At 72.9% G+C, this 23,673-nt stretch carries 22 protein-coding genes; 10 read left to right on the top strand and 12 right to left on the bottom strand.

The features are described 5' to 3' along the window. The first annotated feature begins 49 nt into the window (after positions 1-49). Positions 50-1,090 (top strand): NAD(P)/FAD-dependent oxidoreductase, encoded by a 1,041-nt coding sequence (locus ACLII4_RS02630; protein ID WP_412069345.1) that lies wholly within the window; start codon positions 50-52, stop codon positions 1,088-1,090. 19 nt (positions 1,091-1,109) lie between these two features. Continuing rightward, the gene (gene pdxH, locus ACLII4_RS02625) at positions 1,110-1,766 is read left to right on the top strand and encodes a pyridoxamine 5'-phosphate oxidase (protein ID WP_412069344.1); all 657 of its coding nucleotides are present in this window, start codon (positions 1,110-1,112) and stop codon (positions 1,764-1,766) included. Between the two features lie 142 nt (positions 1,767-1,908). Here pdxH and ACLII4_RS02620 read toward each other — a convergent pair whose 3' ends face one another. The 8 genes from ACLII4_RS02620 to ACLII4_RS02585 all read right to left on the bottom strand — a co-directional run bounded on the left by ACLII4_RS02620 (position 1,909) and on the right by ACLII4_RS02585 (position 7,584). Beyond that, on the bottom strand, positions 1,909-2,142 hold the full coding sequence (locus tag ACLII4_RS02620; protein ID WP_412069343.1) for a hypothetical protein: 234 nt from the start codon (positions 2,140-2,142) through the stop codon (positions 1,909-1,911). A 94-nt stretch (positions 2,143-2,236) separates the two neighbouring features. Beyond that, positions 2,237-2,608, bottom strand: a complete 372-nt coding sequence (locus ACLII4_RS02615; protein WP_412069342.1) for a hypothetical protein — start codon at positions 2,606-2,608, stop codon at positions 2,237-2,239. Between the two features lie 65 nt (positions 2,609-2,673). Next, entirely contained in the window at positions 2,674-4,008 is a 1,335-nt protein-coding gene (locus tag ACLII4_RS02610; protein WP_412069341.1) for an inner membrane CreD family protein, read from the bottom strand. Positions 4,009-4,122: 114 nt separating this feature from the next. Beyond that, complete coding sequence (gene uppS / locus ACLII4_RS02605; RefSeq protein ID WP_412069340.1) at positions 4,123-4,842, bottom strand: polyprenyl diphosphate synthase; 720 nt, start codon at positions 4,840-4,842, stop codon at positions 4,123-4,125. A gap of 48 nt (positions 4,843-4,890) precedes the next feature. After that, complete coding sequence (locus tag ACLII4_RS02600) at positions 4,891-5,217, bottom strand: hypothetical protein (RefSeq protein WP_412069339.1); 327 nt, start codon at positions 5,215-5,217, stop codon at positions 4,891-4,893. Beyond that, a complete protein-coding gene (locus ACLII4_RS02595; protein ID WP_412069338.1) occupies positions 5,214-5,558 on the bottom strand; it encodes a winged helix-turn-helix domain-containing protein in 345 nt (114 codons plus the stop codon). Before ACLII4_RS02595 ends, ACLII4_RS02600 begins: the two co-directional genes overlap by 4 nt. A gap of 49 nt (positions 5,559-5,607) precedes the next feature. Further along, positions 5,608-6,276 carry a hypothetical protein gene (locus ACLII4_RS02590; protein ID WP_412069337.1) on the bottom strand — a complete coding sequence of 223 codons (669 nt, stop codon included), beginning with the start codon at positions 6,274-6,276 and terminating at the stop codon, positions 5,608-5,610. Between the two features lie 261 nt (positions 6,277-6,537). Continuing rightward, the gene (locus tag ACLII4_RS02585) at positions 6,538-7,584 is read right to left on the bottom strand and encodes a hypothetical protein (protein WP_412069336.1); all 1,047 of its coding nucleotides are present in this window, start codon (positions 7,582-7,584) and stop codon (positions 6,538-6,540) included. A 266-nt stretch (positions 7,585-7,850) separates the two neighbouring features. Between ACLII4_RS02585 and ACLII4_RS02580 the strand changes: the two genes are divergently transcribed. Both ACLII4_RS02580 and ACLII4_RS02575 read left to right on the top strand, forming a co-directional pair. After that, positions 7,851-8,558, top strand: coding sequence for a DUF429 domain-containing protein (locus ACLII4_RS02580; protein WP_412069335.1), 708 nt, complete (start codon positions 7,851-7,853; stop codon positions 8,556-8,558). Between the two features lie 53 nt (positions 8,559-8,611). Continuing rightward, positions 8,612-9,043 (top strand): hypothetical protein, encoded by a 432-nt coding sequence (locus tag ACLII4_RS02575; RefSeq protein WP_412069334.1) that lies wholly within the window; start codon positions 8,612-8,614, stop codon positions 9,041-9,043. Positions 9,044-9,049: 6 nt separating this feature from the next. Here ACLII4_RS02575 and ACLII4_RS02570 read toward each other — a convergent pair whose 3' ends face one another. The 3 genes from ACLII4_RS02570 to ACLII4_RS02560 are packed head-to-tail and all read right to left on the bottom strand — an operon-like array spanning position 9,050 to position 12,126. Continuing rightward, entirely contained in the window at positions 9,050-9,844 is a 795-nt protein-coding gene (locus ACLII4_RS02570; RefSeq protein ID WP_412069333.1) for an ABC transporter permease, read from the bottom strand. Further along, positions 9,841-10,476, bottom strand: a complete 636-nt coding sequence (locus ACLII4_RS02565) for an ATP-binding cassette domain-containing protein (RefSeq protein ID WP_412069332.1) — start codon at positions 10,474-10,476, stop codon at positions 9,841-9,843. The genes ACLII4_RS02570 and ACLII4_RS02565 overlap by 4 nt, the downstream gene beginning before the upstream one ends. Positions 10,477-10,521: 45 nt before the next feature. Further along, a complete protein-coding gene (locus ACLII4_RS02560; RefSeq protein ID WP_412069331.1) occupies positions 10,522-12,126 on the bottom strand; it encodes a hypothetical protein in 1,605 nt (534 codons plus the stop codon). A 360-nt stretch (positions 12,127-12,486) separates the two neighbouring features. On the opposite strand from ACLII4_RS02560, the gene aroF reads away from it, so the two are divergent. The 3 genes from aroF to ACLII4_RS02545 all read left to right on the top strand — a co-directional run bounded on the left by aroF (position 12,487) and on the right by ACLII4_RS02545 (position 17,895). Then, positions 12,487-14,496: a 3-deoxy-7-phosphoheptulonate synthase gene (gene aroF, locus ACLII4_RS02555; protein WP_412069330.1), complete on the top strand. Its 2,010-nt coding sequence runs from the start codon at positions 12,487-12,489 to the stop codon at positions 14,494-14,496. 159 nt (positions 14,497-14,655) lie between these two features. Further along, positions 14,656-15,936 carry a glucose-6-phosphate isomerase gene (locus ACLII4_RS02550; protein ID WP_412069329.1) on the top strand — a complete coding sequence of 427 codons (1,281 nt, stop codon included), beginning with the start codon at positions 14,656-14,658 and terminating at the stop codon, positions 15,934-15,936. A 1,104-nt stretch (positions 15,937-17,040) separates the two neighbouring features. Beyond that, positions 17,041-17,895: a universal stress protein gene (locus ACLII4_RS02545; protein WP_412069328.1), complete on the top strand. Its 855-nt coding sequence runs from the start codon at positions 17,041-17,043 to the stop codon at positions 17,893-17,895. A 113-nt stretch (positions 17,896-18,008) separates the two neighbouring features. Here ACLII4_RS02545 and cls read toward each other — a convergent pair whose 3' ends face one another. After that, on the bottom strand, positions 18,009-19,475 hold the full coding sequence (gene cls / locus ACLII4_RS02540) for a cardiolipin synthase (protein ID WP_412069327.1): 1,467 nt from the start codon (positions 19,473-19,475) through the stop codon (positions 18,009-18,011). 134 nt (positions 19,476-19,609) lie between these two features. On the opposite strand from cls, the gene ACLII4_RS02535 reads away from it, so the two are divergent. The 3 genes from ACLII4_RS02535 to ACLII4_RS02525 all read left to right on the top strand — a co-directional run bounded on the left by ACLII4_RS02535 (position 19,610) and on the right by ACLII4_RS02525 (position 23,673). Continuing rightward, complete coding sequence (locus ACLII4_RS02535; protein ID WP_412069326.1) at positions 19,610-20,146, top strand: hypothetical protein; 537 nt, start codon at positions 19,610-19,612, stop codon at positions 20,144-20,146. Between the two features lie 162 nt (positions 20,147-20,308). Beyond that, the gene (locus ACLII4_RS02530) at positions 20,309-22,834 is read left to right on the top strand and encodes a TonB-dependent receptor domain-containing protein (RefSeq protein ID WP_412069325.1); all 2,526 of its coding nucleotides are present in this window, start codon (positions 20,309-20,311) and stop codon (positions 22,832-22,834) included. An 83-nt stretch (positions 22,835-22,917) separates the two neighbouring features. Then, the gene (locus ACLII4_RS02525; protein WP_412069324.1) at positions 22,918-23,673 is read left to right on the top strand and encodes a hypothetical protein; all 756 of its coding nucleotides are present in this window, start codon (positions 22,918-22,920) and stop codon (positions 23,671-23,673) included.

Below are 23,673 nucleotides of genomic sequence, written 5' to 3'. Positions count from 1 at the left end.
GAACTCCCGCGCGAGCGGTCGTTACAGACCGGCCCCCACACCCGGTCGTATGCGCCTCGCCATTATCGGAGCCGGCCCCGCCGGGCTCGCCGCCGCTCACGCCCTGGGCGACGCCGTCTCGGTGACCGTGTTCGAAAAGAGCCGAGGCGTCTCCGGCCGCGCTAGCACCCGCTGGCGCAACGCCCCCGACCCGAACTGCTCGGACGCCCGCTGGCGCTACGACCACGGCGCCCAGTACCTCAGCCCCGAGCCCGGCAGCACGGCCGCCGACCTCATCCGCTCCGTCGCGGGCGACGCGCTCACCCCGATCGAAGGCGAGGTGTGGCCTTTCGGCGCCGACGGCGTCATCCGCCCGGCCCAGGCGCGCCCCGGTGGCACGCGGTGGACGTTCCCCGACGGCATCGCCGACCTCGGCCGCCGCCTGCGCGACGCCACGCCCGACCTCGACCTCCGCCTCCAGACCCGCGTCTCTGCCCTCGACCGCGACGGCGACGGCTGGGTGCTCGCCGGCGACGACGGCCCACTCGGCACCTTCGACGCCGTCTTGATGACGGCGCCCGCGCCCCAGACCGCCGAGCTCTTGCGGACCGGCGCCGCCGCCGACCTCGCCAGCGCGCTCGCGGGCGCCACCTACCGCTCGCAGTTCACCGTCGTGTGGGCCTTCCACGAGCCCGTGAGCCGCCCCGCCGACGTGTACGCGCTTGTCAACGCGGGCGGCGGACACGACGTGGCCTGGGTGGCCGTCGAGAGCGACAAGCCAGGCCGGGCCCCCGAGGGCGGCGCCCTCCTGCTCGCGCAGATGTCGGACGCCTGGACGCAAGCCCACTACGACGACGCGCGGGACGATCTGGTGACCGCCGCTCGCGCCGCCATCAGCGACCTCTGGTCTCCGCTGCCCGAACCCGCCTGGGCCGACACCCAGCGCTGGCGCTACTCGCTCCCCGATGGCGCCGCCGATACGGACCGCCTGGCCGCTGCCGCCGCCCGAGGCCTGTTCTTCGCCGGCGACTGGACCGCCGGCCAAGGCCGCGTCCACCTCGCCCTCGAAGAGGGCTTGGCCGCCGCCGACCGCATCCGCCAGCAGGTCTAGCTGGCCGCCCCCCGCTCCGATGCCAGACCTACCCGACCTCCGCGAGTCCTACGAGCGCGGCGCGCTCGACGCCGCCGACCTCCCCGGCGACCCGTTCGCCCTCTTCGCCCAATGGTTCGCCGACGCGCAGGCCGCCGACACGCGCGAGCCGAATGCGATGACGCTGGCGACGGCTGCCCCCGACGGCACGCCCTCCGCCCGGATCGTGCTCCTCAAGGGCGTCGACCACGGGTTCTGCTTCTACACCAACCACGAGAGCCGCAAGGGCCGCGAGCTCGACGCCAACCCCCGCGCCGCGCTCGTCTGGTGGTGGCCGGAGGTCGAGCGGCAGGTGCGCGTCGAGGGCCGCGTCGAGCGCGTTGAGGCCGGGACCGCCGACGCGTACTTCGCCAGCCGCCCGCGCGGCTCGCGCCTGGGTGCGTGGGCCAGCCCCCAGAGCCGCCCGATCCCCGACCGCCGAACGCTGGAGGTGCTGCTCGAAGAGATCCAGGCCGAGACCGCCGACGGTGACGTGCCACGCCCGGGCTTCTGGGGCGGCTACCGCGTCGTCCCCGACGCCGTCGAGTTCTGGCAGGGCCGCGCCAGCCGCCTCCACGACCGGCACGTCTACCGGCGCAAGCCGGCCCCCGCGAACGCGGAGGGCGACGCCTGGACCACCGAGCGGCTCGCGCCCTGACAACTCAGATTCCCCGTGTGTCCGATTGTTTACACCCAACCGGTTCGTCTCCCCTACTTGATAGACCCCGAGACCGGAGTGTGACGCGGTGCAGAGCAGGCCCGGGCCGCCTCCGAGCAAGCCAGGGACGCGCGCGACCCCTCTACGCCGCCCGGTTGTCCACCACGCCCCGGACATTCGTGACCACCAGAAACGCCTGCAACGCCACGAGCGCCCACGCCGCGTCGTGCCAGCCCCAGCCGATCCAGAGCGCGTTCGACACCAGGAACAGGCCGAAGCCCCAGAGCCGCTTGCGATCGCTCTCCGACGCCACCAGCCACCCGGCGGCGACGGTGACGACGAAGGCGGGCCATTGCAACAGGTCGAGCCAGTCCATAGGGTCGGTGGGAAGGGGCGTGCGGTACCCCGACCGACGCGTGCGGATCGCGGGCACCGCCCACGTCCGGGCTACCCCGATGTCCCGCTCGGGATCACCCGCCGACACCTGCCGCCGCGCGGCGGAACAGCAATGCCGACCCGGCGAAGAGCGCCGCGAACAGCCCGCTGAGCCCCAGGATCTCGGCCGCCGAGTTGTACGCCGGCACCAGCCCGGCCGCCAACGCGACCACGCCTGCCAGCCCCATCGCGACGGCCGTCGCCGCCATCGCCCAGGCCATCCCGGCCGCGCGCAGCCGCGCCAGCACGGCCCCGACGCCGCCGACGCCGAGCGCGCCGAGGTAGAGGAGATCCGCCCGGTCGCCTTCGGCGCCGACGATGCCGACGGCGCCCGAGATCCAGAGCACGAAGAGGGGCGCGAACAGGGCCAGGCCGAGACCCGCGCGATAGGACGTCGTAGAGGTCATGAGTCGAGGGGAAAAGCGAGAGGGAGGAACGGGGGCGCCGGGCCCGCCCGCCCAGCAGGAAGGGATCAGGCCGGGACGCCGACCGCCGGGCGCTCGCGGCGGGCCGCGTCGATGTCGGCCTCGGGCCGGTTCAAGACTGCCTCCCAGTCGAGCCGGCCGGTCGCCTGCATCGTCACGAAGAGCGTCGCCACGGACAGCAGCGTGACCGCGAGCCCGGTGAACCCCTCCAGGAAGAACGTCGCCGCGAAGGCCACCAGGTACACCATCTGCGCCCCGCCGACCTCGACGAGCGCGAACCGCAAGCCGGCCACCAGCCGCACGTACGACACGACGAGACCGACGCTCACGACGGACGCCACCGCCATCGCCACGCCGACCGACACGTGGTCGACGAGGTACGCCAGCAAGAGGTGAAACGCGAAGCACGCCGCGCCGAGGAAGACGTAGTGCATCGGGTGCAGCCGCACGCCGCGCAGGACCGACAGCACAAAGACGGCGAAGAAGAACAGGAACAGGCTGACGGGCGCGAAGAAGGTCACCCGGCTGACCCACGGGCCCGGGTTGAGGCGCTGCGGCATCGCCACGCCCACGTCGGCCGAGGCGACGAGCGTGCCGTAGTCCCACGCGAGCACCCAGCCGCCGTCCTTGGCGCGCTTGGCGGTCGGTGAGAGTGTCCCCTCGGGGAAGTCGACGGCCTCGAAGTCGGTCGTGACGCGGACCGTGAGGTCCCGAGCCGTCTGCACGCCGACGCCGACCGACTCGCCCTCCCGCATGGCTTGGTGGCGGCTGGCGCCGAGCGCGTAGCGCCACGTCGAAACGCCTTGGGATCCATAGCTGACGCGCACGACGACGGACTCGCCCGCTTCCAGCGCCAGCTCGTGCCGGATCGCTCCGCCCTCGGCGTCGACCCCGACCGAGTCGCCGTCGACGTCCAGCTCCAGCCCAGAAAACACCGAGGCGCCGTCGGGGAGGGGGAAGGTGAACTCGAACCGGCCCGCGTCGCCGTCATTCCGGAGCCGGTACTTGGCGTCGACCGTCGCCGCGTACGTCGGGTACCACATGAGCCCCTTGCGGCGATGGTCGAGCGCGAGGTCGGCCGCCAGCCGCGTCCCGGCGATCGGGACCGGCTCGCGCGTGGCCTCGGTGACCGTCTCGGACACCGACTCGAGCCCGGTCCCTTGCGCGTTCCGCTGCCGGCGGACGACGGACCGGGTCGTGGTGCCCAGCCGCGCGAGCGTCGGCGCGTGCTGGACTTGGGGCCCGCCCCACAGCTCCCCGACGCTCGCGCTCAGGTAGCTGTCGCTCTCGGACGTGCGGTGCGTGACGGTGCCGCCCAGCACCATCCAGGCGATGGAGCAGGCGACGAAGATGAAGGCGACGGCGGCGAGACGTTTGAACATGGGGTCGGGGGGATTGGGAGTTGGGGTTTAGGGGTTGGGGCTTGGGAGTTGGAGACCGGGCAAAGAGGTCGAGGCTTTCCCCAACTCCCAGTCCCCAATCCCTAACACCGGCCATCAGGCGGCAACGAGGCCGCCAAAGCGGCGCTGGCGCGAGTCGAAGTCGGCGACCGCGTCCGCCAGCCAGTCGCCGTCGACGTCGGGCCACAGCGTGTCGTCGAAGCGGAGCTCGGCGTAGGCGGCCTCCCAGAGCAGGAAGTCGCTGAGCCGCCGCTCGCCGCCCGCGCGGACGAGCAGGTCGACGGCCGGCGAGGCGCCGCCGTCGGGGTGGAGCGCGGCGCCGAGCGCGGCCTCGAAGGCGTCGCGCGTCGGCGGACCGTCGGTGCCCGCCAGCCGGCCGGCGGCAGCGCAGATCGCGGCTCGCGCCGAGTAGTCGACGGCGACCCGCAACGTGAGCCGTGTTCCCCGGCGCGTGTCCCACTCGGCGCGAGCGGCGGCGGAGCGGAGCGCGAGCGGCAACCGGTCGCGACGCCCGATGAGCTGGAGCCGGACGCCCGCGCGGCGGAGCTTGGGCGCCTCGGCGCGCAGCGTCGCCCCCAGGAGCGACATCAGGGCGGAGACCTCGCGCGGCGGGCGCCGCCAGTTGTCGGCCGAGAACGCGTACACGGTCAGCGTGCCGACGCCCAGCCCGGGCGCGGCCTCGACGACGCGACGGAGCGCCTCGGCGCCCGCGCGGTGGCCAGCGGCGCGGGGCAGGCCCCGGCGCTCGGCCCATCGGCCGTTCCCGTCCATGACGAGGGCGAGGTGGAGGCCGGAGGCCGGGAGAGTTCTTTGCATTTCAAAGTTTGGAGCCGTGACCGGGCGTCGGTGCCCCTCACGAATGGATCAGCCGAGGTTCTCGACGACGAGGTAGACCGCGATGACGGCCGCGAAGAGCGCGGCGCTGGCGAGAACCGCGAGTGCGACGGGGCGCCGCCGCACGTCGAGCCGCAGCGTCACCGACTCGGGACCCCGCTCGATGCGGAGCTGGAACGCATCGGCCGCCGCAATCGCGACGGCAAGCGTCAGCCCGCCCAGCACGAGCGCCGGGTGCACCAGCCAGTCGGGCCGCCCGACCACGACGCCGCTGGCGCTCTGGAGAAGCCCCGTCGCGACGAGCACGGCGGCGGGCACGAGCGCGAGCCCGGCCCAGCGGGGGGAGGGCGCGGTCATGACGACGGGCGGGCCGAGGCGATGACGGCCTCCATCGCGTCGAGGTAGTCGCCGAGCGCGCGCAGGCCGGCGTCGGTGAGGGCGTACTCGGTCAGCGGGACGCGCTCGGCGAACGACTTCCGCACCTCGATGTAGCCGGCGTCCTCCAGCTTGCGGGCGTGGACCGACAGGTTGCCGTCGGTCAGGTCGAGGACGGTCTTGAGGTCGGTGAACGAGGTCGTGCCGCCGGCCGCGAGCGCGCTCAGGATCCCGAGCCGCACGCGCTGATGCACGAGGGCGTCGAGGTCGGGGACGGAGGGCGCCGGGCGGACCGCGCGCCGCGAGGATGTGGAGTCGGGCATGGTAGTCGTCGGTTTTAATTCAGGCTCATCACTCGTTACCCATCACTCGCTATCCGCCGTGGCGGGTCGCGATGAGGAGACCGAAGACGATGTGCAGGCCGCCGAAGCCCGCGGCCATGAAAGCGTCGCCCCAGGCGGCGGGCGCCAGCAGCGCGAGCGCGCCGGTCAGCATGAACAGCGAGCCCATGAGGGGGACGAGCCGGATCGAGAACATCCCGGCCGAGGCCACGCCCGCGCCGTAGAGCAGCAGCCACAGCCCGGGGAGGAGCCGGTAGCTGGCGATCGCATTGATGTCGCCGCCGCGCGCGAAGTACTCGCCCGTCGGGCCGATCTCGTAGGCGAAGACGGCCAGCGTGAGGGCGACGCCGACGAGCAAGGCGGGCAGCAGGCCGAGCAGGAACTTGCGGCCCTGGCCGCTCAGCAGGGCGTGCCCGCCGCGCCGCGCCTTGACCGCCGTCGCCCACCCGCCGACGACGAGCCCGACGAGCGCCTCGGCCGTCCAGACCGTCAGCCAGTCCGAGACCGTCGGCTGCTGCGCGGCGACGACCGCCGCCGCCAGCGCGGTCGCGCCCATCGCCACGCCGCCCCAGCCAGGGACGGCGGTGAAGGTGCCCGTCCGCGCCATCGTCTCGCGGATAAAGCGCAGGCTGGACGCCGCCGCGGCGTCGGGCGGGGTCGCCGGCTGGCGCGAGCGGAGGGCGGGGCGGTCGGGGCGCATCGGGGAGGGGTCTCTTTGCGATCCAAAGTAGATGATCCACTTTGCGTTGTCAAGTGGCCGGCGTCGATGGGCTCACCCGTCCCGTTTGTCCGCCCTGGGTGCCTCGGCATCGTTGCCGCTCGCGGCTCAGTCCGGCCGGTCGGCCCCGTAGATCGTCGTGTGCATCTCGGCGATCCGCCAGCCGCCGCCGACCTTCTCCATCAGCCGCGACTCCCGCTTCCAGCCCTGGTCGGCGTCTTTTTGGAGTAAGGGTGATCGGCCTCAGCCGCCGAGGCAGTCGCGCGTGGCCCGCTCGATGCCACGCGGCGTCGAGACCGCCTCGAAAAACTCGGTGAGGAAGTCGACCGACCGGTCGGCCACATCGTCATCGAGGTACGGGGAGTCGCGGAAGAGGGCGTAGAGCGCCTGCTCGTGCGCCCGGAGATGGGCCACGACGGCCGCGAACTCCTCCGGCGTCCGGCAGAACCCGAGGTAGATCCGATCGCGAACGGAGTCGATGCCGAGCTGGGGGTCGGGCGTGGCATAGGGCGTCGCGATGAGGCCCGCCCAATCGAAATCGTAGGGCACGGCCACGAGCGCGCTCTCGGCCCGGTCGGCCGCCGTCGCCAGCCGGGCGGCCACGTCCTCTCGGTAGACGAGCCGGACGTTGTGGAGCGTCGAGACGGTCCAGTCGGTGTTGCCAATCATGTACTGGAACAGCGACATCAGCGCGACCTGCTTGCGGTCGGTCGCGTCGGGGTGGATCCGGGCCCTCTCCACGATCTGGCCGTGGAGCCGCGCCGCGAGCGCGTCGTCGTCCTCGATGAGGAAGCCGTAGCGGGTCACATCGTCGCGGTCGCCGGCCGCGTCGCGGTAGGTGATGCGGACGAGGCGGGTCTGGAAGCTGGCCTCGGTGAGCAGAGCGTAGGCCCGATAGATCAGGTACTCCTGGAGGACGTACTGCTGGAAGCGCTCGCTCCGGTTCTCGCAGTGGGTGACCAGCTTGAGCTTGTCCTGGCCCTCGAACACGCTCCCCCCGGCGGCCCGGCGCCGGATGTTGAGCCGGAGCGGCGGCACGTCGCAGTCGAGGTAGGTCAGCCGGTAGAACCCGCGCGTGCGGACGCCGAGGTCGAGCACGGTCTCGGTACCGTCCGGCGCCGTGTGTGTCAGCACGGCCGGGGACCACGGCGGGGTCTCGGACCGGTCCTCGGTGACCGCCTCCACGTCGAACGTCAGGACGAGGTCGAGCGGGGCGTCGTCGGCGAAGAGGGGGGCCTGGGCGGCGGCGGCCGGCAGGAGCGCGGCGAGCAGGAGGGCGAATGCGCGCACGGGAGCAGGGCAAGGGCTCGGGCAGGATAGACCGGACGCCGTGGCTGCCCGCCCTGGCGAACGCGGCGGGAACGCCGCCCCGAAAGGTCGCGGGGCTGCGGCAGGCGCTGGGCCGCGTCGGCCCCTGCTCCTATTGGCCGGTCGTCAAGGTGCTCGGCGCCCTCCGCACCCCGGTCTCCTCTCGGAGCGGCCGGGTGTGCCTGAGGCGAGGGAGAAGGCCCCGGAGAGTCTTCCCGACCTTGGGGCGCCTTCCTCCACCCCCGCCCATGCGCCTCATCGGCCTCGACTGCGCCACCCAGCCCACGAAGACCGGGCTCGCGGTCGTCACCCTCTCGGAGTCCGGCCTCACGGTCCACGACGCGCGCGTGGGCCGGACGCGCGGCGACATCGTCGACACGCTGGCGGGCTGGCTCGGGGAGTCGGCCGACGCCGTGCTCGCGCTCGACGCACCGCTCGGGTGGCCCGTCGAGATGGGCCGGCTGGCGGAGCACCGCGCGGGCGACGCGATCGAGGTCGCGCCCAACGACTTGTTTCGGCGCGAGACCGACCGGTTCGTCCAGCGCACGATCCGCAAGACGCCGCTCGACGTGGGCGCCGACCGAATCGCGCGGACCGCGCACGTCGCGCTCGCGACGCTCGCGGCCATCCGCCAGCACGTCCCGGTCCAGATCGGGTGGACGCCCGGCGCGGTCGCGGGACGCCACGCCATCGAGGTGTACCCGGCCGCGACGCTGATCGGCCGCGGCCTCTCGCCCCGCGGCTACAAAGCGCCCGACGCGAGCGCCCGGCGCGCCGAGCTCCTCGACGCCCTCGAACTCGAGATCGCGCCAGCCATCCGCGAGCGGGCCCAAGCGACCGATCACGTCTTCGACGCCATCCTGTGCTGCCTCGCCGCCGCCGACTACGCGCGCGGCGCCGTGCATCCGCCCGAAAACGAGGCGCTGGCGCATCGCGAGGGCTGGATCTGGTTTTAGGGGCCGGCGGCGAGAGCCCGACCGAGGCGCGAGGCGTGGAGTATCGTCCGGCCATGCGTGTGCTCGGCCTTCTGGTGTTTATCTGCAGCTGCGCGCCCCGCGTCGCGGTCTCGGACGCGCCGCCCGCGCTCGTCCTCGGCACGTTCGCAGATGACTACGGGAGCACCTACGAGATCACTGAGCGGACGTGGGACCACGACGGGTATGCCCGCTACCACATCGTCCGCTGGCGGCCCGACGCGGGCTACCTCGTGGCCCGCAACGACGACGCGAACCCGACCGACGGCGGGCGCTGGACCCGGATCGACTGGGTCCGCCTCGACGGGATGGCGCCGTACGTGTGGGCCTTCTGCCTGAGCGCGTACGACGCGCCGACTGCGGCCGCCGCCGAGGCCACCCGAACGGCTCAGCCGAATACGCCACGGACGGGATGCGGTGGTCACCCCTTCTCGCGGATGCGGCGGACCGCGCCGGACGGCCCATAAATCGCCCTACACGTCCGTCAGCCGCTCCGGGTGGAAGCGGTGGTCGGCCGTGAAGAGGCGCCGGTACGCCAGCCCGACGACGCCGAGCGCTGCCAGCGTCACGCACGCCGCGATCATGAACACGATCAGGATCTGGTACCGGACCGCGTCGGCCGGCGCGGCGCCCGCCAGGATCTGCCCCGTCATCATGCCGGGCAGGCTCACGACGCCCATCACCGCCATCGAGTTGGTGATCGGCACGAGCCCGGTGCGAACGGCCTCGCGAAAGAGGGGACGGGCGGCCTCCCAGCGCGTCGCGCCGAGTGCCAGTCGCGCCTCGACGAGCCCGCGCCCTCGGCCGGCGCCCTCCATAAAGCGGTCGAGCGACAGCGAGATGCCGGTGAGCGCGTTCCCGAGCAGCATCCCGTGGAGCGGGATCACGTATTGCGGGTCGTACCACGGGTCGATGCGCAGAATCCCCACGACGGCCGCGCCGGTGACGACGAACGACGCGCCGAGCACGGAGACGAGGGCGTCGGCCCAGATCCCCCGGAACCGCCGCGAGGTCCGCCGGACCGCCGCGTGCCCCGCCAGCAGCGCCATCCCGACGGCCAGCGCCACGACCAAGAGCGCGCTGTCGGTCGAGAACACCCACTCCAGCACGAGCCCGACCAAAAACAGCTGGGCCACCATCCGCGTCGCCGCGACGGCCAGCCCGGTCGTCAAGCCGAGCCGGAGCGCGACGGACGCGCCGAGCGCGACGAGCAGCAGGCCCGACGCCAGCACGAGCTGCCACAGCGAGATGTCGACGGCCGCGCTCACAGGTCGATGGCCCGGTCGGTGACGCGCGCCAGCTGGGCGGCGTCGTGGCTCGTCCAGACGGCGGCGCGGCGAGCGTCGCCCGCGAGGAACGCGTCGATGACGGCCTCGACGGCGGCGGCGCGGTCGGGGTCGAGGCCGGAAGTCGGCTCGTCGAGCAGGAGCACGGTCGGGTCGGTAAGCAGGGCGCGCGCCAGCCCGACCGTCGCAGCCTCGCCGCCCGAGAGCCCGTCGACGGACTGGTCGAGCAGGGCTGGCTCGCGGGCGAGGGCGTGCGTCAGCGCGAGCGCGCGGGATTCGTCGTAGGCGCCGTCGTGCGCGGCGAAGGCGAACGGGGCGCCCAGGTTGTCGCGGACAGTCCCGTCGAACAGCGCCGGCCGCTGGGCGACGTGGGCGACGGCCGCGCGGTGGCTGGGCAGGCTGAGGACCGGCTCGCCGTTCGCCCCGAGCTCGCCTTCGTCGAGCGCGTCCAGCCCCGCGAGCGCGCGGAGCAGCAGCGTCTTGCCCGCGCCCGACGCCCCGCGCACCGCCAGCCGGTCGCCCGGGCGGACGGCGACGGAGAGCCCGCGCCAGACCCAGCGCTCCCCCACGCGGCGGCCGGCGGACCGGAGGGAGACGAGCGCGGCGTCGGGCATGGCGCCCGGACCGCTCGCGGGGCGCCGGGGTTTCCCACCTCCGCGCTACTCCGCGACGCCGAACGCCAGCGCCCACGTCCCCGAGCGGCCGGTGACGGTGTCGCGGATGACGCCCTCGAACAGGACCCGGTCGCCGGGCCGCGCCTCCGCCGGGACGGGCAGCACGACGAACTCGCGCGCCGTCCCCGAGCTCGTCCCCGAGGCCGTCGCGCTCCGCGACACGAACAGGCGCTCGCCGCCGCGCTCGATCTCGACCGTCCGCTCGACCTCGTAGCGGCTCCGGCCGCCGCGCGTGCCGAGGTCGTACGCCTCGACGTAGACGCCAATGTCGGCGCCCGGCACGACGACGCCGTACGGGTACCGCCAGCGCTCGCGCGCGGCGACGGCGTCGGCGCGGTCGGCCGTCGCGATGGCGCGCTGGGTGCCGGGCGGGACGAGGTGGGGGAGCGGGTCGCTGACGAGCAGCCCGCCGTCGCCCGGGCGGAGCGGCGCCAGCGGGCCGACTCGCCGAATCGCGCGCCGGACCGTCGCGCCGGAGTCGGACACCACGTCGACCTGGACGGCGACCGTCGCGTGGCGGCCCAGGCTGGCGAGCGTTGCGGCGACGACGGGCGTCGTGCCTCCGGGCCGGGTGGCCGCAGGCGGGAGCGCGAGCGACGCCGCCTCCCGGGGGAACGGCCGGCGCGTCGGCCGCCCCGCCTCGGTCAGCGTCGCGACCGACTCGACGGCGTGCGCGCCCGCCAGCCCGACGTAGGCCCCGGGCTCGGGCGCGTAGGCCACCTCGACGCGCGTGCCCCCGTTCGCCGCGCGGAACCGGGCGACGCGCACGGCCAGCGGCATCTCGACGACGACCGGGAGCGCCGGGCCCGTCGGCTCGACCGTCGCGTCGCGCTGGCGCATCGCGCGGCGCGTCTCGGCGCGGACGGCGTAGTGGAGGTTGTGCGCGAGGCGGTCCTGGTACCCCGGTATTGACGTGTCGAGCCCGAACTCGGGGGTGGCCTCGATCGGGTTGAGCGCCCGTTCGACGGTGTGGAGGACGCGGAGGTAGTTCCGGTCCGAGACGGCCATCGGCGGGAGCAGCTCGGCCAGGATCACCGGCGCCGCCTCGGTCCGCCGGAGCTCGAACGGGATGAGGTCGACGGGCTCGGCTTGGCGCCAGCCGCGCCAGCGGTCGTCGACGAACAGGTAGACCGGGCCGCGGCGGCCGTATGTCCACAGCTCGTTGTCGGGCGCGCGGTCGTAGACGCTCGCGCGGCGCATCGTGGGCGAGTGGAGGCGCCGCGCGTGGGGCGGCTCGCCGAGCTTGACGAGCACCTCGCCGCGCGCGTCGAACCCGGCCGGCGCGTCCGAGGGGTACCGGCGGACGGCGACCGCGACGCGCCGGAGGTGCTCGGCGACGCCTTCGAGGTCGGGCGTGGCCGGGAGCGGGTCGGCGCCGCGCCACCACGCGGCGACCTCGGCCCCCACCCCGGGACGGTCCGGCGGGCCGAGCGCGCGGCGCACCGAGTCGGGGAGCGCGGGCCAGGCCTGGGCGACGAGCCGGGCGTGGCCGCGCGCGTCGGGATCGGCGAGCACGGCGAGGTAGGCCTCCGGCCCGGGCTGAGCCGCCGCGGCCGTCGCGAGCGCTGCGAGGAGGACGATCCGAGTCATCGGAGGACGAGCGAGACGAAGGCTACGACATGTGCCGCGCGATGTCGGGCTGGCGTCACGGGAGCGCCGGGCCGTGTCCGAGGCTGGCGAGCCCTCGCGGCCGTTCCGCCCCGAGAAGAAAAGCGCTTCCGGGCCCTGATCTGCGCCGGGCGCCCGCGTCGGCCTTGCGCGATCGTCCCCCCGCCGCTACCATCGGCCCATGATCGACGCCCGCCCCACGCTCGCCACCGCCCGTCCCTACGGCTATTGGTTTATGCGTTCGGCGGGCACGCAGCGTACGGGGTAGCCAGCCTCCCCGATCCGCTTCGCAGAGCCCGCCCATCCCGGCGGGCTTTTTTCGTTTTGAGCCTCCCCCCCGACATGTCCGAGTCCCCCGACCTCTCCGCCCTGCGCGACGACCTCGACGCCGTCGACCGCCGCCTCGTCGCCGCGCTCGCCGACCGCCAGCGGCTCGTCGCGGATGTCGCCGCCGTCAAGGCCGCCGACGACGCGCTCCCGCTCTTCGACGCCGGCCGCGAGCAGGACCTGCTCTCGCGCGTTCACGCGCTCGCCGAGGACGCGGGCGTCGACGGCTACTTCGCGTCCCAGCTCTACCGCCAGATCCTGCGCCACTCGGTCCGCTACCAGGCCGTCCGCCAGCAGGGCGACGCCGCCGGTGTCCGCGTGGCCTACCAGGGCGTCGACGGCTGCTACAGCCACTCGGCCGCGCGCGCCCACTTTGCGGCCGTCGAGTCCGAGACCGTCGGCGCGAGCACGTTCGGCGGGGCCATCGAGCTCCTCAAGCGCGGCAAGGCCGACCGCGCCGTCTTGCCGGTCGAGAACACGACGGCCGGGCCGATCTCGGGCGTCTACGACCTCCTGGTCGAGCCCGGCCTCCACATCGTCGGCGAGGAGATTCTCAAGGTGGAGCACTGCCTGCTGGCGACCGAGGACGTGCCGCTGTCCCAGATCCGCCGCATCGGCAGCCACCCCCAGGCGCTCCGTCAGTGCAGCCTGTTCCTCGATGGGCTGGGCGACGTCCACGTCGACGCCGAGACCGACACGGCGGGCGCCGCCCGGGCCGTCGCCGAGTCTGGCGACCCGACTCGCGCTGCCATCGCTGGCGAGGACGCCGCCGAGCGCTACGGGCTTCACGTCATCAAGCGCCACATCGCGAACCGGAAGGACAACTTCACCCGCTTCTTGATCGTGGCGACGGAGCCGCTCGCGCACGACCCGCGACTCGCCCACAAGACCTCCCTCGTGCTGGCCACCGACCACGCGACCGGCGCGCTCGCCGCCATGCTCCAGCTGTTCGCCGACGCCGATGTCAACCTGACCAAGCTGGAGAGCCGCCCGTCGCCGACGACGCCGTTCCAGAGCTTGTTCTACGTCGACCTCGAAGGCGGGATGCACCAAGAGCACGTCGCTGACGCTGTCGCCGAGGCCACCACGAAGGCTCGGATGCTGCGCGTGCTCGGCTCGTACCCCATCTACCGCGCCGAGACGCCGCGTGCCGCGCTCGCGCCCAAGGCAGAGGAGACCGCTCGCCCCAAAGCGACGGCACCCGCGTCCGTCAAGCCCAGTCGCCGCACGCTTACAGACCGCGCGTCGGGCCGGCCCGACACGGTCGTCGAGATCGCGGGCGTCCGCATCGGCGGCGACGAGCCGCCCGTGCTCATCGCCGGGCCGTGCTCGGTCGAGAGCGAGGCGCAGATCTTCGCGAGCGCCAAGGCCGTCCGCGAGGCGGGCGGGCTGATGCTGCGCGGCGGCTGCTTCAAGCCCCGGACGCTGCCCTACGACTTCCAGGGCATGGGCTTTGAAGGGCTCGCGCTGATGCACGAGGCCGGCCGCCAGCACGGGCTGCCGATCGTCACCGAGGTCGTCCACCCCCGCGACGTGGAGGCCGTCGCGAGAGAGGCCGACGTGCTGCAGATCGGGGCGCGCAACATGCAGAACTTCGAGCTGCTCAAGGAGGTCGGCCGCAGCCACGCCGCCGTGCTGTTGAAGCGCGGGATGTCGTCGAGCATCGACGAGTGGCTGGCGGCGGCCGAGTACGTGCTCGCGGGCGGCAACGAGCGCGTCATCCTGTGCGAGCGCGGCATCCGGACGTTCGAGACGGCGACCCGCAACACGCTCGACCTGTCGGCGGTCGTGGTCGCGCGCGAGCGGACGCACCTGCCGGTCATCGTGGACCCCAGCCACGCGGCCGGCTTGCGGCGCTGGGTCCCGGCGCTCGCCAAGGCGGCACTCGCGGCCGGCGCGCACGGCCTGATCGTGGAGGCGCACCCCGACCCGGACCACGCGCTGTCCGACGGCCCGCAGTCGCTGACGTTCGAGCAGCTCCGCGAGTTGGCTGAGGAGATCGGCGTCGCCCCTGTTCCCGCCTGACCCCGCCTGACCCCGCCTGACCCCGCCTGCCCCCGCCCCAGGCTGTCCTCACTGAGCGGAGCCGAGGATTTCTGCCGAGCGCCCCCCCCCTCTCCTCGCGACTGTCTCGGCACCCCGCGCATCACCCCGCGTTCAGGCAGCCCCGACCCTGTTCGCGCCATGCCCTTCGCCCTCGACCGCCGCCACGTCACCGGCCCCCTCGCCGACACCGACCGCGCCGCCCTCGACGCCGCCGTCCTCGACGCCGCCCGCCGCGTCCGCGACGGCGAGACGCGGAGCCCCGACATGTTGGGCTGGCGGAGCCTGCTCCTCGACCCCGACGACGCCCTGTTGGAGAGCGTCCTCGCGACGGCCGAGGAGATCCGTGAGCGTGCCGACGTCCTCCTGTGCATCGGAATCGGCGGGTCGTACCTCGGCGCCGAGGCCGTCCTCTCGGCCCTGCGCCCGGCCTTCGACGCCAGCGGTCCAGAGATCCTGTTCGCCGGCCATCACCTCGGGCCCGACTACCACGCGCGCCTGTTCGAGTACCTCGACGGCAAGAGCGTCTACGTCAACGTCATCTCGAAGTCGGGCACGACGCTCGAGCCCGCCCTGGCCTTCCGGCTCGCGCGGCGCTTTCTGGAGGAGCGGTTCGACGACGCCGACCGACGCATCATCGCGACGACCGACGCCGCGCGAGGCGCGCTCCACGACTTTGCCGTCGAGCGCGGGTATCGCCGCTACGTGGTCCCGGACGACGTCGGCGGCCGGTTCTCGGTCGTCACGCCGGTCGGGCTCTTGCCGATTGCCGCCGCCGGCATCGACGCCCGTACCTTGTTCTACGGCGCCGTCGCCGAGGCCCGCGCCTTCACCGACGCCGACGAGACCTCGGCCGTCCTGCAGTACGCCGCCGACCGGTTCGCTTTCCACGAGGCCGGGTATGCGACCGAGGTGCTCGCGGCGATGGACCCGCGCCTCAAGGGCATCGGCGCGTGGTGGCAGCAGCTCTTCGGTGAGAGCGAGGGGAAGGAGCACAAGGGGCTCTTCCCCGTCGTGCTCCAGTACACGACGGATCTCCACTCCGTCGGCCAGTACGTCCAGCAGGGCCAGCGCACGCTCGTCGAGACCTTCCTGCGGATCGACGACTCCGAGGCGGGCCCGTCCGTCGTGGCCGAAGACGGCGACCCCGACGGCCTGAACTACCTCGCGGGCGTCCCCTACGGGACGGTCAACCAGAAGGCGTACCAGGGGACGGCCGAGGCGCACGCCGAGGGCGGCGTCCCCAACTGGACGCTCACGCTGCCGCGCCTCGATGCCGAGACCGTCGGCCGCCTGCTCTCCTTCTATATGCACGCCGTCGCCGTGTCCGGCACCATGCTCGGCGTCGACCCCTTCGACCAGCCCGGCGTCGAGACGTACAAGCAGAAGATGTTCTCGCTCCTGGGCAAGCCGTCGGGGTAGGGGAGAGTCCCCGCTGGCGCACGCCGACCTGCTGGCGCAAGCCCCGACCGGCGATCGCGAGCCCGCCTACGACGCCCTCCTCTCCCGAGGGGAGAGGGGGGCGCCTCCTCGCCGACGGGCCTGTTGGCGAGGAGGCCGCAAAATCAGTCCCCCTCCTGGACAGGATGGGCCAGGGGTGGTGGATCGGGCCGACCGCTGGCCGACCTGCTGGCGCGAGCGCGTCGCAAGCGGGGCGGGATGCTCAACGCCTTTGCATGCAACGGCGCTACAGGATCTGTCCCGGTCGCGCACTGGCCTTGTGCAAGCGTGTCATCGCAAGCCGGCCGCCCGCCCCCGGCCCCTCCCGTTCGTGAGGGGAGGCTCTTTCTGAAGCGTCCCCTCATCATGAGCGCGGGGCCGCCGATACAAAGAGGGCGACGTCTCGCGAGCCCCCGCCCCCGCATTCTGTCAGGCACACCCACCTCGGCCGCCAGCCCGGACCCCGCTTTTCGGCCCGGCTCGCGACTTCGGAGGTCAAACCACCCGAAACGGACGATCGGCGATTCCGCCCCGGAAACTGCTATCCACACTGTGGACGGCCGTGTGGATAACCGGCCCTTCCCGGTGCGGCTCTGTGGACGAACCCGACCATGGGGCAAACCCCACTCGAGACACACTCCATCCGCCCACGACCTGTGCGACCCCTTGTCCACAACCGTCCGCCGACTACCCGAACCGGGCTAGAGCCGGGGCCCGCCTGTGGACGAGTGTGGAGATGTGGACGACACACTAGAGATCGTCCGGTACAGGCCCGTCAGTGACCTAAAAAAGGCGACGGCTCGTGGACGAGGGTGTGGATGAACTGCCCGGTTGTCCACGGCTCTCCACCAATCGTGGTCGGGCCCCGGTTGTCCACGGCGTCCACAGGCCTACTACTAGTCCTACTCTTAATTATTCCATCCCGAGTAATACAGAGGCGTGTGGACCGAGCCCGGGCAAACGGGGCAGGAGGCGACTGGTCTGTATCACGTGGTACACCCGGTTAGACCACGGCGTGACAGTCTGTCGCATACCACTCGTCTCCGGCGCGTCCGCGTACCTTCCGTCCCCTCTCGATCCCACGCCATGACCCAGCGCCTCCTGGTTGTTCTCGACCCCGACGCAGACACTCCCGTTGCCACCGACGCGGCCATCGCCATCGCCCGTCGCTACGACGCCGAGGTAACCGGCCTCGCGCTCGTCGACAAGGACGCCATCGAGAACGAGTCGCTCGGCGGTGGCATCGGGTCGATGCACTTTGCGGAGTCGCTCCGCGAGCGGCTCACCGACACCGCCCGCGGTCAGGCCCGCGAGCTTCTCGCCACCTTCGGCGCCCGCGTCGACGATGCCGGCGTTCGCCACACCCACGATCGGATCGGCGAGGACGGCCTGGCCCAGAGCCTGCTCGACGAGATGCGCACCCACGACCTGCTGGTGGCTGGGCGCGAGAGCCACTTCTACTACAACGAGCCCGAGCGCCGCACGCACACGCTCGCGAAGGTCCTGGAGCACGCCGCCGCCGCGACGCTCATCGTCGGGACCGAGGCTCCAAACGTCCGGCGCGTGGCCGTGGCCTACGACGGCAGCGCGCCGTCCGCACGCGCCCTCCAGAAGTTTGCCCACCTCGCGCCGTTCGGGAAGGACCTGGCCGTCGAGATCGTCCACGTCCGCGGCACCTCCTCCGCCGACCGCCTCGCGAGCGACCGGCTCCGCACCGACGCGGCGGCCTACCTCTCGGCCCACGGCTTCGAGACCGTCACCACACGCGCCATCGAGAGCTCCAGCCCCGCCGAGCGGATCTGCGAACTGGCCCAGGGCGACGTCGCCGACCTCGTCGTCTCGGGCGCGTACGCCAAGTCGGGCTTCCGGAAGGTCCTCTTCGGGTCCAGCGCGACGAAGCTCCTCGAACAGGCCAAGGTCCCGCTCTTCCTCTACCACTGATCGGTGGAACGTGGAATGTTCAGGGGTTGAACGTTTTGACGACGGCTCGTCGGAAGACCGCGTTGCCCATCGGCGACGAAACCTTTCAGGTTCGAACCCTCAACATCCCACGCTCAGAGCACCGGCGCTAGCAGCCGCGTAGCGTTTGCCGCGAAGCGGAAGGCGAACGAGGCCTCCATCAAGTCCTCGGACGAGATCTGGGTCGCACGGTCGAAGTCGGCCTCCAGCATCGCCGCCGTCGCGTCGCAGACCTCGGCGTCCTGGGCGACGATGGTCGCCTCGAAGTTGAGCCGGAATGAGCGGTTGTCGAAGTTGGCCGTGCCCACGACGGCGAAGTCGCGGTCGACGAGCGCCACCTTCTGGTGCATGAAGCCCGGGTCGTAGAGGTAGACCTTGCCGCCGGCCCGCTCGACGTGCTGGAGGTACGCGTACGGCACGTACTTGAACAGGAGGCTGTCGCTCTCGCGCGGCATCAGGATCCGTACGTCGACGCCGCGCAGCGCCGCCAACTGCAGCGCGCCGAGCACGCGGCCGTCGGGCACGAAGTAGGGCGTCGCGATCCAGACCCGCTCCTCAGCGCTCTCGATGGCGTGCGTGTACAACAGCCCGCAGGTCTCGAGCTCGTCGGCGGGGCCCGACGCCAGCACGAGCGCGGTCCGGTCGGCGTCGGCCGCCTCGGGCTCCCAGCGCAACCCTTCGAGCTCCTCGCGCGTGCCGTAGAACCAATCGCGCGCGAACGACAGCTGGAGCCCTTGGACGATCGGGCCGCGGACCCGGAGGTGCGTGTCGCGCCACGACGGGAAGGCCTCCGTGTGGCCGAGGTACTCGTCGCCCACGTTGAGCCCACCCACGAGCGCGACGGTGCCGTCGACGACGGTGATCTTGCGGTGGTTGCGGAAGTTGAGCCGCAGCTTCTTGAGCCAGTTGCGGGGCCCGGTGAAGGGGCAGATGCAGATGCCCGCGTCCTCGAGCTCGCGCTTGTAGGCCTTGGGCAGCTTCATGCTGCCGATCGTGTCGTAGAGGAACCGGACCGTCACGCCGCGCCGGGCCGCCGCCAGCAGGTGGTCCTTGTAGCGTTTCCCGATGTCGTCGTCGTGGACGATGTAGAACTGGGTCAGGATGTAGTCCTCGGCCCCGTCGATCTCGGCGAAGAGCGCCTCGAAGGTGGCGTCGCCGTCGACCAGGAGCTCGACGTCGTTGCCGCGCGTGAAGGGGACGGTCGCCATCGCGCCGAAGGCCTTCATCTCGCCGGTCTCGCGGCCGTCGCTCTCGGCCGCGTCGTCCACGAGGTAGTCCTTGAGCGGGCCTTCCGTCGCTTTTTCCAGGCCGTCGGCGATTTCGGAGTCGAACGCGCGGAGCGCGTTGAGGTAGTCGTCGAACTTGAACCGGCCGATGAGCCAGTACAGCGGGACGGACACGAGTGGGATCGTCGCGAGCGCGAAGACCCAGGCCGTCGCGCCCTGCGGCGTCCGCGCGTTCATGATGGCGTCGACGGCCGTGGCGAGGCCGGCGAGGAAGGCGAGCACGAGGGCGAGGCCGGCCCAGCTGAAGAGGTCGAGTCCGAAGAGAGTTGTGTCCATCGGCGGGGTATCGCCCGGGCCGCGCTCGCGTTCCCCCGTGACACCTCCGACACACGTTCGGGGCCGAACCGCCGCGCTCCCGGTGCACCGGCCGGGCGACGTTGTCGTTTTCGATCCACTCCTCGGGACCCCGAATGCGCGCCCTCGCCCTCGCCCTTCTCCTGGCCGCCCCCCTCGACGCCCAACCCGGCGACCCCGTCGAACGGCTGGCGACCGCGCTGACCTTGTCGGCCGACCAAGCCGACTTGGTGGCCGAGGTCTTCGACCCCGCCGACCCCGCCTCGACGTGGACGCTGGCGGCCGAGCTCGTCCCGACGCTGTCGGCCGAGCAGCGCGCCGCGCTGATGGCCCGGCCTGAGCGCCGCGAGCGACCCGCTGGCGCGGGTGCCGGGGGCCGACCCCGGGGCCCGCGCGGACGCGGCGACCGCACGCCCGACCCCGCGCGTGCGGCCGTGATGCGGGCTGCCCGCGACGCCGCCCTCGGCCTCGATGCCGACGCGAGCGCCCGCCTCGACGCGGTCCTCGCCGACCTCGACCGTCGGGAGACGATGCAGGCCCTGCGGGAGGGCGACCTGCCCGACCCCATCGCCGCCGTGCTGACCGACGCCCAGGGTGAGCTCTACCTCGCCCACCTCGCCCTGTCCCGCCGGCTCCGCGCCGGTCGTCGGTAGGGCGCGTGGACAGGCACCCAGATCGACTCGCACGGGCCAGATCCCGCCCTCGCCGCGTCCCACTCGTCGTCCGGGGCTGAGGCCCCGCACTCCTCGCGCTCCTTGCGAGATCGACATCCTGACCTCATGCGAGCCTGACCTCGCACCCGTCCACACGCCCCCATGCGCTCCCTTCTTCTCGCCGCGCTCGCGCTCGTCGCCGGCGCCGCCACGGCCCAGACCGACTACGCCATCGAAGGCCGGGTGGTCGACGCCGAGTCCGGGGCGCCCGTGGAGGCCGCCACGGTCGCCGTGTGGCGCGTGAGCGCACGGGCCGGGGTCGAGCCCTACCTCGAGACGGGAGGCGCCACAGACGCGCGCGGCGCCTTCCGCGTCGCCGGGCTCGCGCGGGGCCGCTACTACGTCGTCGCCAGCTTTGTCGGGACGGCCCCGGCGCGGACGGACACGCTGCGGCTGGCGCCCGATTCGCCCGTTGCGGACGTCGGCGAGCTCGTGCTCGTCGCGGATGCCGAGGCCCTCGCGAACGTCGACGTGCTCGCCGAGCGCGACCGCGTCCAGATCCAGGTCGACCGGACGGTGTACCGGATCTCCGACGACCCGCTGCTCTCCGGGGCCTCGACCTCCGAAGCGCTCGAAACGATCCCGTCGGTCGAGATCGACGTGGACGGGAACGTGGCGCTGCGCGGGAACGGCAACGTGGTCGTGCTGATCGACGGGCGTCCGGCGCCGGTCGGCCGCGACTTTATCGGGGTCTACCTGCAGAGCCTGCCCGCGAACGCGGTCGAGAGTGTCGAAGTCGTTCCCAACCCGTCGGCGGCGTACCGGCCGGACGGGAGCGCGGGCATCCTCAACATCGTGCTCAAGAAGGACACCGAGCTGGGGGTCGGCGGCGCGCTGGCGGCGGGGGGCGACACGCAAGGCGGCTACAACGGGTCGGCGCTCGTCACGCTCGGCCGCGGGGCCTGGCGGCTGGCAGCGACGGCAGGCGTCCGCGCGGGCTCGCGCGACACCGACGGCGACCGCTTCCGCATCAACCGCTTTCTGGGGGAGGACGCGACGGAGATCACCCAGCTCACCGAGAGCGCGAACGAGCGGTCCTCGGCGCTCCTCAACCTGTCCGCCGACTGGGCGATGACGCCCCAGACCACGGTCACGGCGTCCGCCAGCGGCTCGCTCCGCGACGGCGCCGAGACGGACCGGACGGCCACGCTCGAAGCGCTCGGCGGGAGCACCCTGAGCGACGTCCTGCGGCTCGGCGACGGCGCCAGCGATGGGAGTTCCGCCAGCCTGCGTCTGGGGCTCCGGCACGATTTCGAGGGCGTCAGCTCCGAGGCGGAGTCGGGCGGTGGCGGTCGGCGGGGTGGGCGCGGGGGCGGTGGCCGCGGCGGGCGGGGCCGCGACGGCGGCTCGCGCGTCGCGCTCGGCACACACGGCCTGTCGGTCGACGTGCGCGCGACGACGTCGGCCAACACCGATCTCACGACGTTCACCGAGGGCGGCCTCGTCGACCAGCAGACGGAGAGCGACGGGACGGACAACGGGCTCTCGATCCAGGCCGACTACGCGCGGCCGCTTGGCGAGACGCGCCTCGAACTCGGGCTCCGCAGCGAGATCGACTCGGCCGACGACGACTTCCGCGTCTCATCGCTGGTCGACGGCGTGCTCGCGCCCGACCCCGGGCTCACGAACGCCTACACGCTCGACGAGCAGGTCCACGCCGCCTACCTCCAACTCGCGCGCCAAGTCGGGCCGGTGGCGGTGCAGGCCGGGCTCCGGGGCGAGATCGCGTCGCGGTCGTTCATCCTGGGCGGGGAGGCCTTTGAGGTCGACTACCAGAGCCTCTTCCCGAGCGCGTCCGTCGCGCTCGACCTCGCTGAGGCGACCGTGCTCCGCGCCTCCTACAGCCGCCGCATCGACCGGCCGCGCGGACGCGAGCTCAACCCGTTCCCCTCTGCCGACGACCCGCTCAACATCCGGGTCGGCAATCCGAATCTGCGGCCCGAGTACACCGACGCCATCGAGGTCGGCGTCGTGCGGCAGACCGACTGGGGCAGCCTGACCGTCACCCCGTACCTCCGCCACACGACCGACGTGGTCCGCCGCTTCCAATCCGTCGACGAGTTCGGCGTCACCACGTCGTCGTTCCGCAACCTCGACAGTGCCACGTCGACGGGCGTTGAGTCCGTCATCGCGTACCAGGCAGACGGATCGGTGCGCGGCTTCCTGAGCCTGGAGGGCTACCGCCGGAGCACCGACGGGGCCAACGTTGAGACCGGTCTGGCTTCCGACGCCTTCGGCTGGGGCGGGCGTCTCAACGCGAACTGGGCCGTCGGCGACCGGCTCGGCATCGGGGCGCTCGACCTTCAGTCGACCGTCTTCTACACGGCGCCCCAAGACACCGAACAGGGCCGGATCGGCTCGCGCGTCTTTTTCGACGTCGGCCTGCGCCAGCGCCTGTGGGACGGGCGCGGCAGCCTGTCGCTCCGCGCCCGCGATCCCTTCGGCTGGGCCGGCATCGACTTCGTGCAGGACGACGCCCGGCTGTACCAGACCGTCAGCCGCTCGTTCGGCCGCAGCCAGGTCGGCCTGACGCTGACCTACGCCTTTGGCCGGACCGACGACACGGCGCAGCGCCAACGGCCGGGCGCCGTCGATGAGGGCGACGCTGGGGGAGGGCTCGATTTTTAGGACCGCCGCCCGGCACCGCTGGCGGTACCAAGTCGTGCACCGGGTGGGTTGACTCTACCCGCTCCCCTCGACTCTCCGCCCGCATGCGCTCCGCTCTCGCTGTCTTCGCCCTCCTCGCCGTCGCCGGCTGCGCCTCCGCGCCCCCGCTGTACCTGTCGGAGGCATCCACGCCCGAGACCGTCATCGATGGGCTCGCGGACGAGTGGCCTGCCGCGCTCCGGCCCGTGCCGAGCGAGTCCGGCCTGAGCATCGGCCTGCGCCGCGACGCCGAGGCGCTGTACGTCGCGCTGATCGCTGGCGACGATCGCCAGGCCCGCCGCATTGCTCTCGGTGGCTTGCGCGTCTGGATCGATCCCGCTGGCGGGACGGAGCCGGTGCTCTGCTTGCGGTACCCCGCGCCCGAGGCGCCCGGCGTCCGCGAGGTGCTGCGCAATGGCCCCCGGCGCGGCGGTCCCGAGAACGACGACCCTCAGCGCTTGCGCCGCCGCTTTGAGGCCGGGCTTGACGGCATCGCCGTCACGCGCGGGGTCGTGACGCAGCGCGTCGCTCGCGACGGCTCGTTCGGCGGCTTGCGCGCCGCCGCGATGTGGGGCGACCAGTTGGTGACGGAACTCCGCATCCCGCTCGACGCCGTCCCCGGTCTGTTGGAATCGGGCGCGGGCGACGTTATCGGTCTGGGCGTGGAACTGCTCGACTCGGCCCAGAGCATCCCGCAGCCGCGCGGCGCCCGTCGCGGCGGCGCTCCCCGAGGCGCGGACGACGGCGAGCGGGCCCGTCCGGAGGCGCCGACGGTCGAGATCGGCACCGTCACCCGCTGGCTTCGCGTGGAGCAGGGGTAG

The sequence above is a fragment of the Rubrivirga aquatilis genome (genome assembly GCF_046845665.1).
GTDB lineage: Bacteria > Bacteroidota > Rhodothermia > Rhodothermales > Rubricoccaceae > Rubrivirga.
Note: the sequence above shows the minus strand (reverse complement) of the source record. Positions and strands in the feature narration are given on the sequence as shown.

Excerpts from the sequence above, each read along its gene's own strand:
- ACLII4_RS02575 (WP_412069334.1), top strand. The coding sequence starts at position 8,612 with ATGCGTGTGCTCGGCCTTCTGGTGTTTATCTGCAGCTGCGCGCCCCGC.
- ACLII4_RS02630 (WP_412069345.1), top strand. The coding sequence starts at position 50 with ATGCGCCTCGCCATTATCGGAGCCGGCCCCGCCGGGCTCGCCGCCGCT.
- ACLII4_RS02535 (WP_412069326.1), top strand. The coding sequence starts at position 19,610 with ATGCGCGCCCTCGCCCTCGCCCTTCTCCTGGCCGCCCCCCTCGACGCC.
- ACLII4_RS02610 (WP_412069341.1), bottom strand. The coding sequence starts at position 4,008 with ATGTTCAAACGTCTCGCCGCCGTCGCCTTCATCTTCGTCGCCTGCTCC.
- ACLII4_RS02600 (WP_412069339.1), bottom strand. The coding sequence starts at position 5,217 with ATGACCGCGCCCTCCCCCCGCTGGGCCGGGCTCGCGCTCGTGCCCGCC.
- ACLII4_RS02580 (WP_412069335.1), top strand. The coding sequence starts at position 7,851 with ATGCGCCTCATCGGCCTCGACTGCGCCACCCAGCCCACGAAGACCGGG.
- ACLII4_RS02560 (WP_412069331.1), bottom strand. The coding sequence starts at position 12,126 with ATGACTCGGATCGTCCTCCTCGCAGCGCTCGCGACGGCCGCGGCGGCT.
- aroF (WP_412069330.1), top strand. The coding sequence starts at position 12,487 with ATGTCCGAGTCCCCCGACCTCTCCGCCCTGCGCGACGACCTCGACGCC.
- ACLII4_RS02590 (WP_412069337.1), bottom strand. The coding sequence starts at position 6,276 with ATGCGCCCCGACCGCCCCGCCCTCCGCTCGCGCCAGCCGGCGACCCCG.
- cls (WP_412069327.1), bottom strand. The coding sequence starts at position 19,475 with ATGGACACAACTCTCTTCGGACTCGACCTCTTCAGCTGGGCCGGCCTC.
- uppS (WP_412069340.1), bottom strand. The coding sequence starts at position 4,842 with ATGCAAAGAACTCTCCCGGCCTCCGGCCTCCACCTCGCCCTCGTCATG.
- pdxH (WP_412069344.1), top strand. The coding sequence starts at position 1,110 with ATGCCAGACCTACCCGACCTCCGCGAGTCCTACGAGCGCGGCGCGCTC.
- ACLII4_RS02565 (WP_412069332.1), bottom strand. The coding sequence starts at position 10,476 with ATGCCCGACGCCGCGCTCGTCTCCCTCCGGTCCGCCGGCCGCCGCGTG.
- ACLII4_RS02620 (WP_412069343.1), bottom strand. The coding sequence starts at position 2,142 with ATGGACTGGCTCGACCTGTTGCAATGGCCCGCCTTCGTCGTCACCGTC.
- ACLII4_RS02530 (WP_412069325.1), top strand. The coding sequence starts at position 20,309 with ATGCGCTCCCTTCTTCTCGCCGCGCTCGCGCTCGTCGCCGGCGCCGCC.
- ACLII4_RS02615 (WP_412069342.1), bottom strand. The coding sequence starts at position 2,608 with ATGACCTCTACGACGTCCTATCGCGCGGGTCTCGGCCTGGCCCTGTTC.
- ACLII4_RS02545 (WP_412069328.1), top strand. The coding sequence starts at position 17,041 with ATGACCCAGCGCCTCCTGGTTGTTCTCGACCCCGACGCAGACACTCCC.
- ACLII4_RS02595 (WP_412069338.1), bottom strand. The coding sequence starts at position 5,558 with ATGCCCGACTCCACATCCTCGCGGCGCGCGGTCCGCCCGGCGCCCTCC.
- ACLII4_RS02525 (WP_412069324.1), top strand. The coding sequence starts at position 22,918 with ATGCGCTCCGCTCTCGCTGTCTTCGCCCTCCTCGCCGTCGCCGGCTGC.
- ACLII4_RS02550 (WP_412069329.1), top strand. The coding sequence starts at position 14,656 with ATGCCCTTCGCCCTCGACCGCCGCCACGTCACCGGCCCCCTCGCCGAC.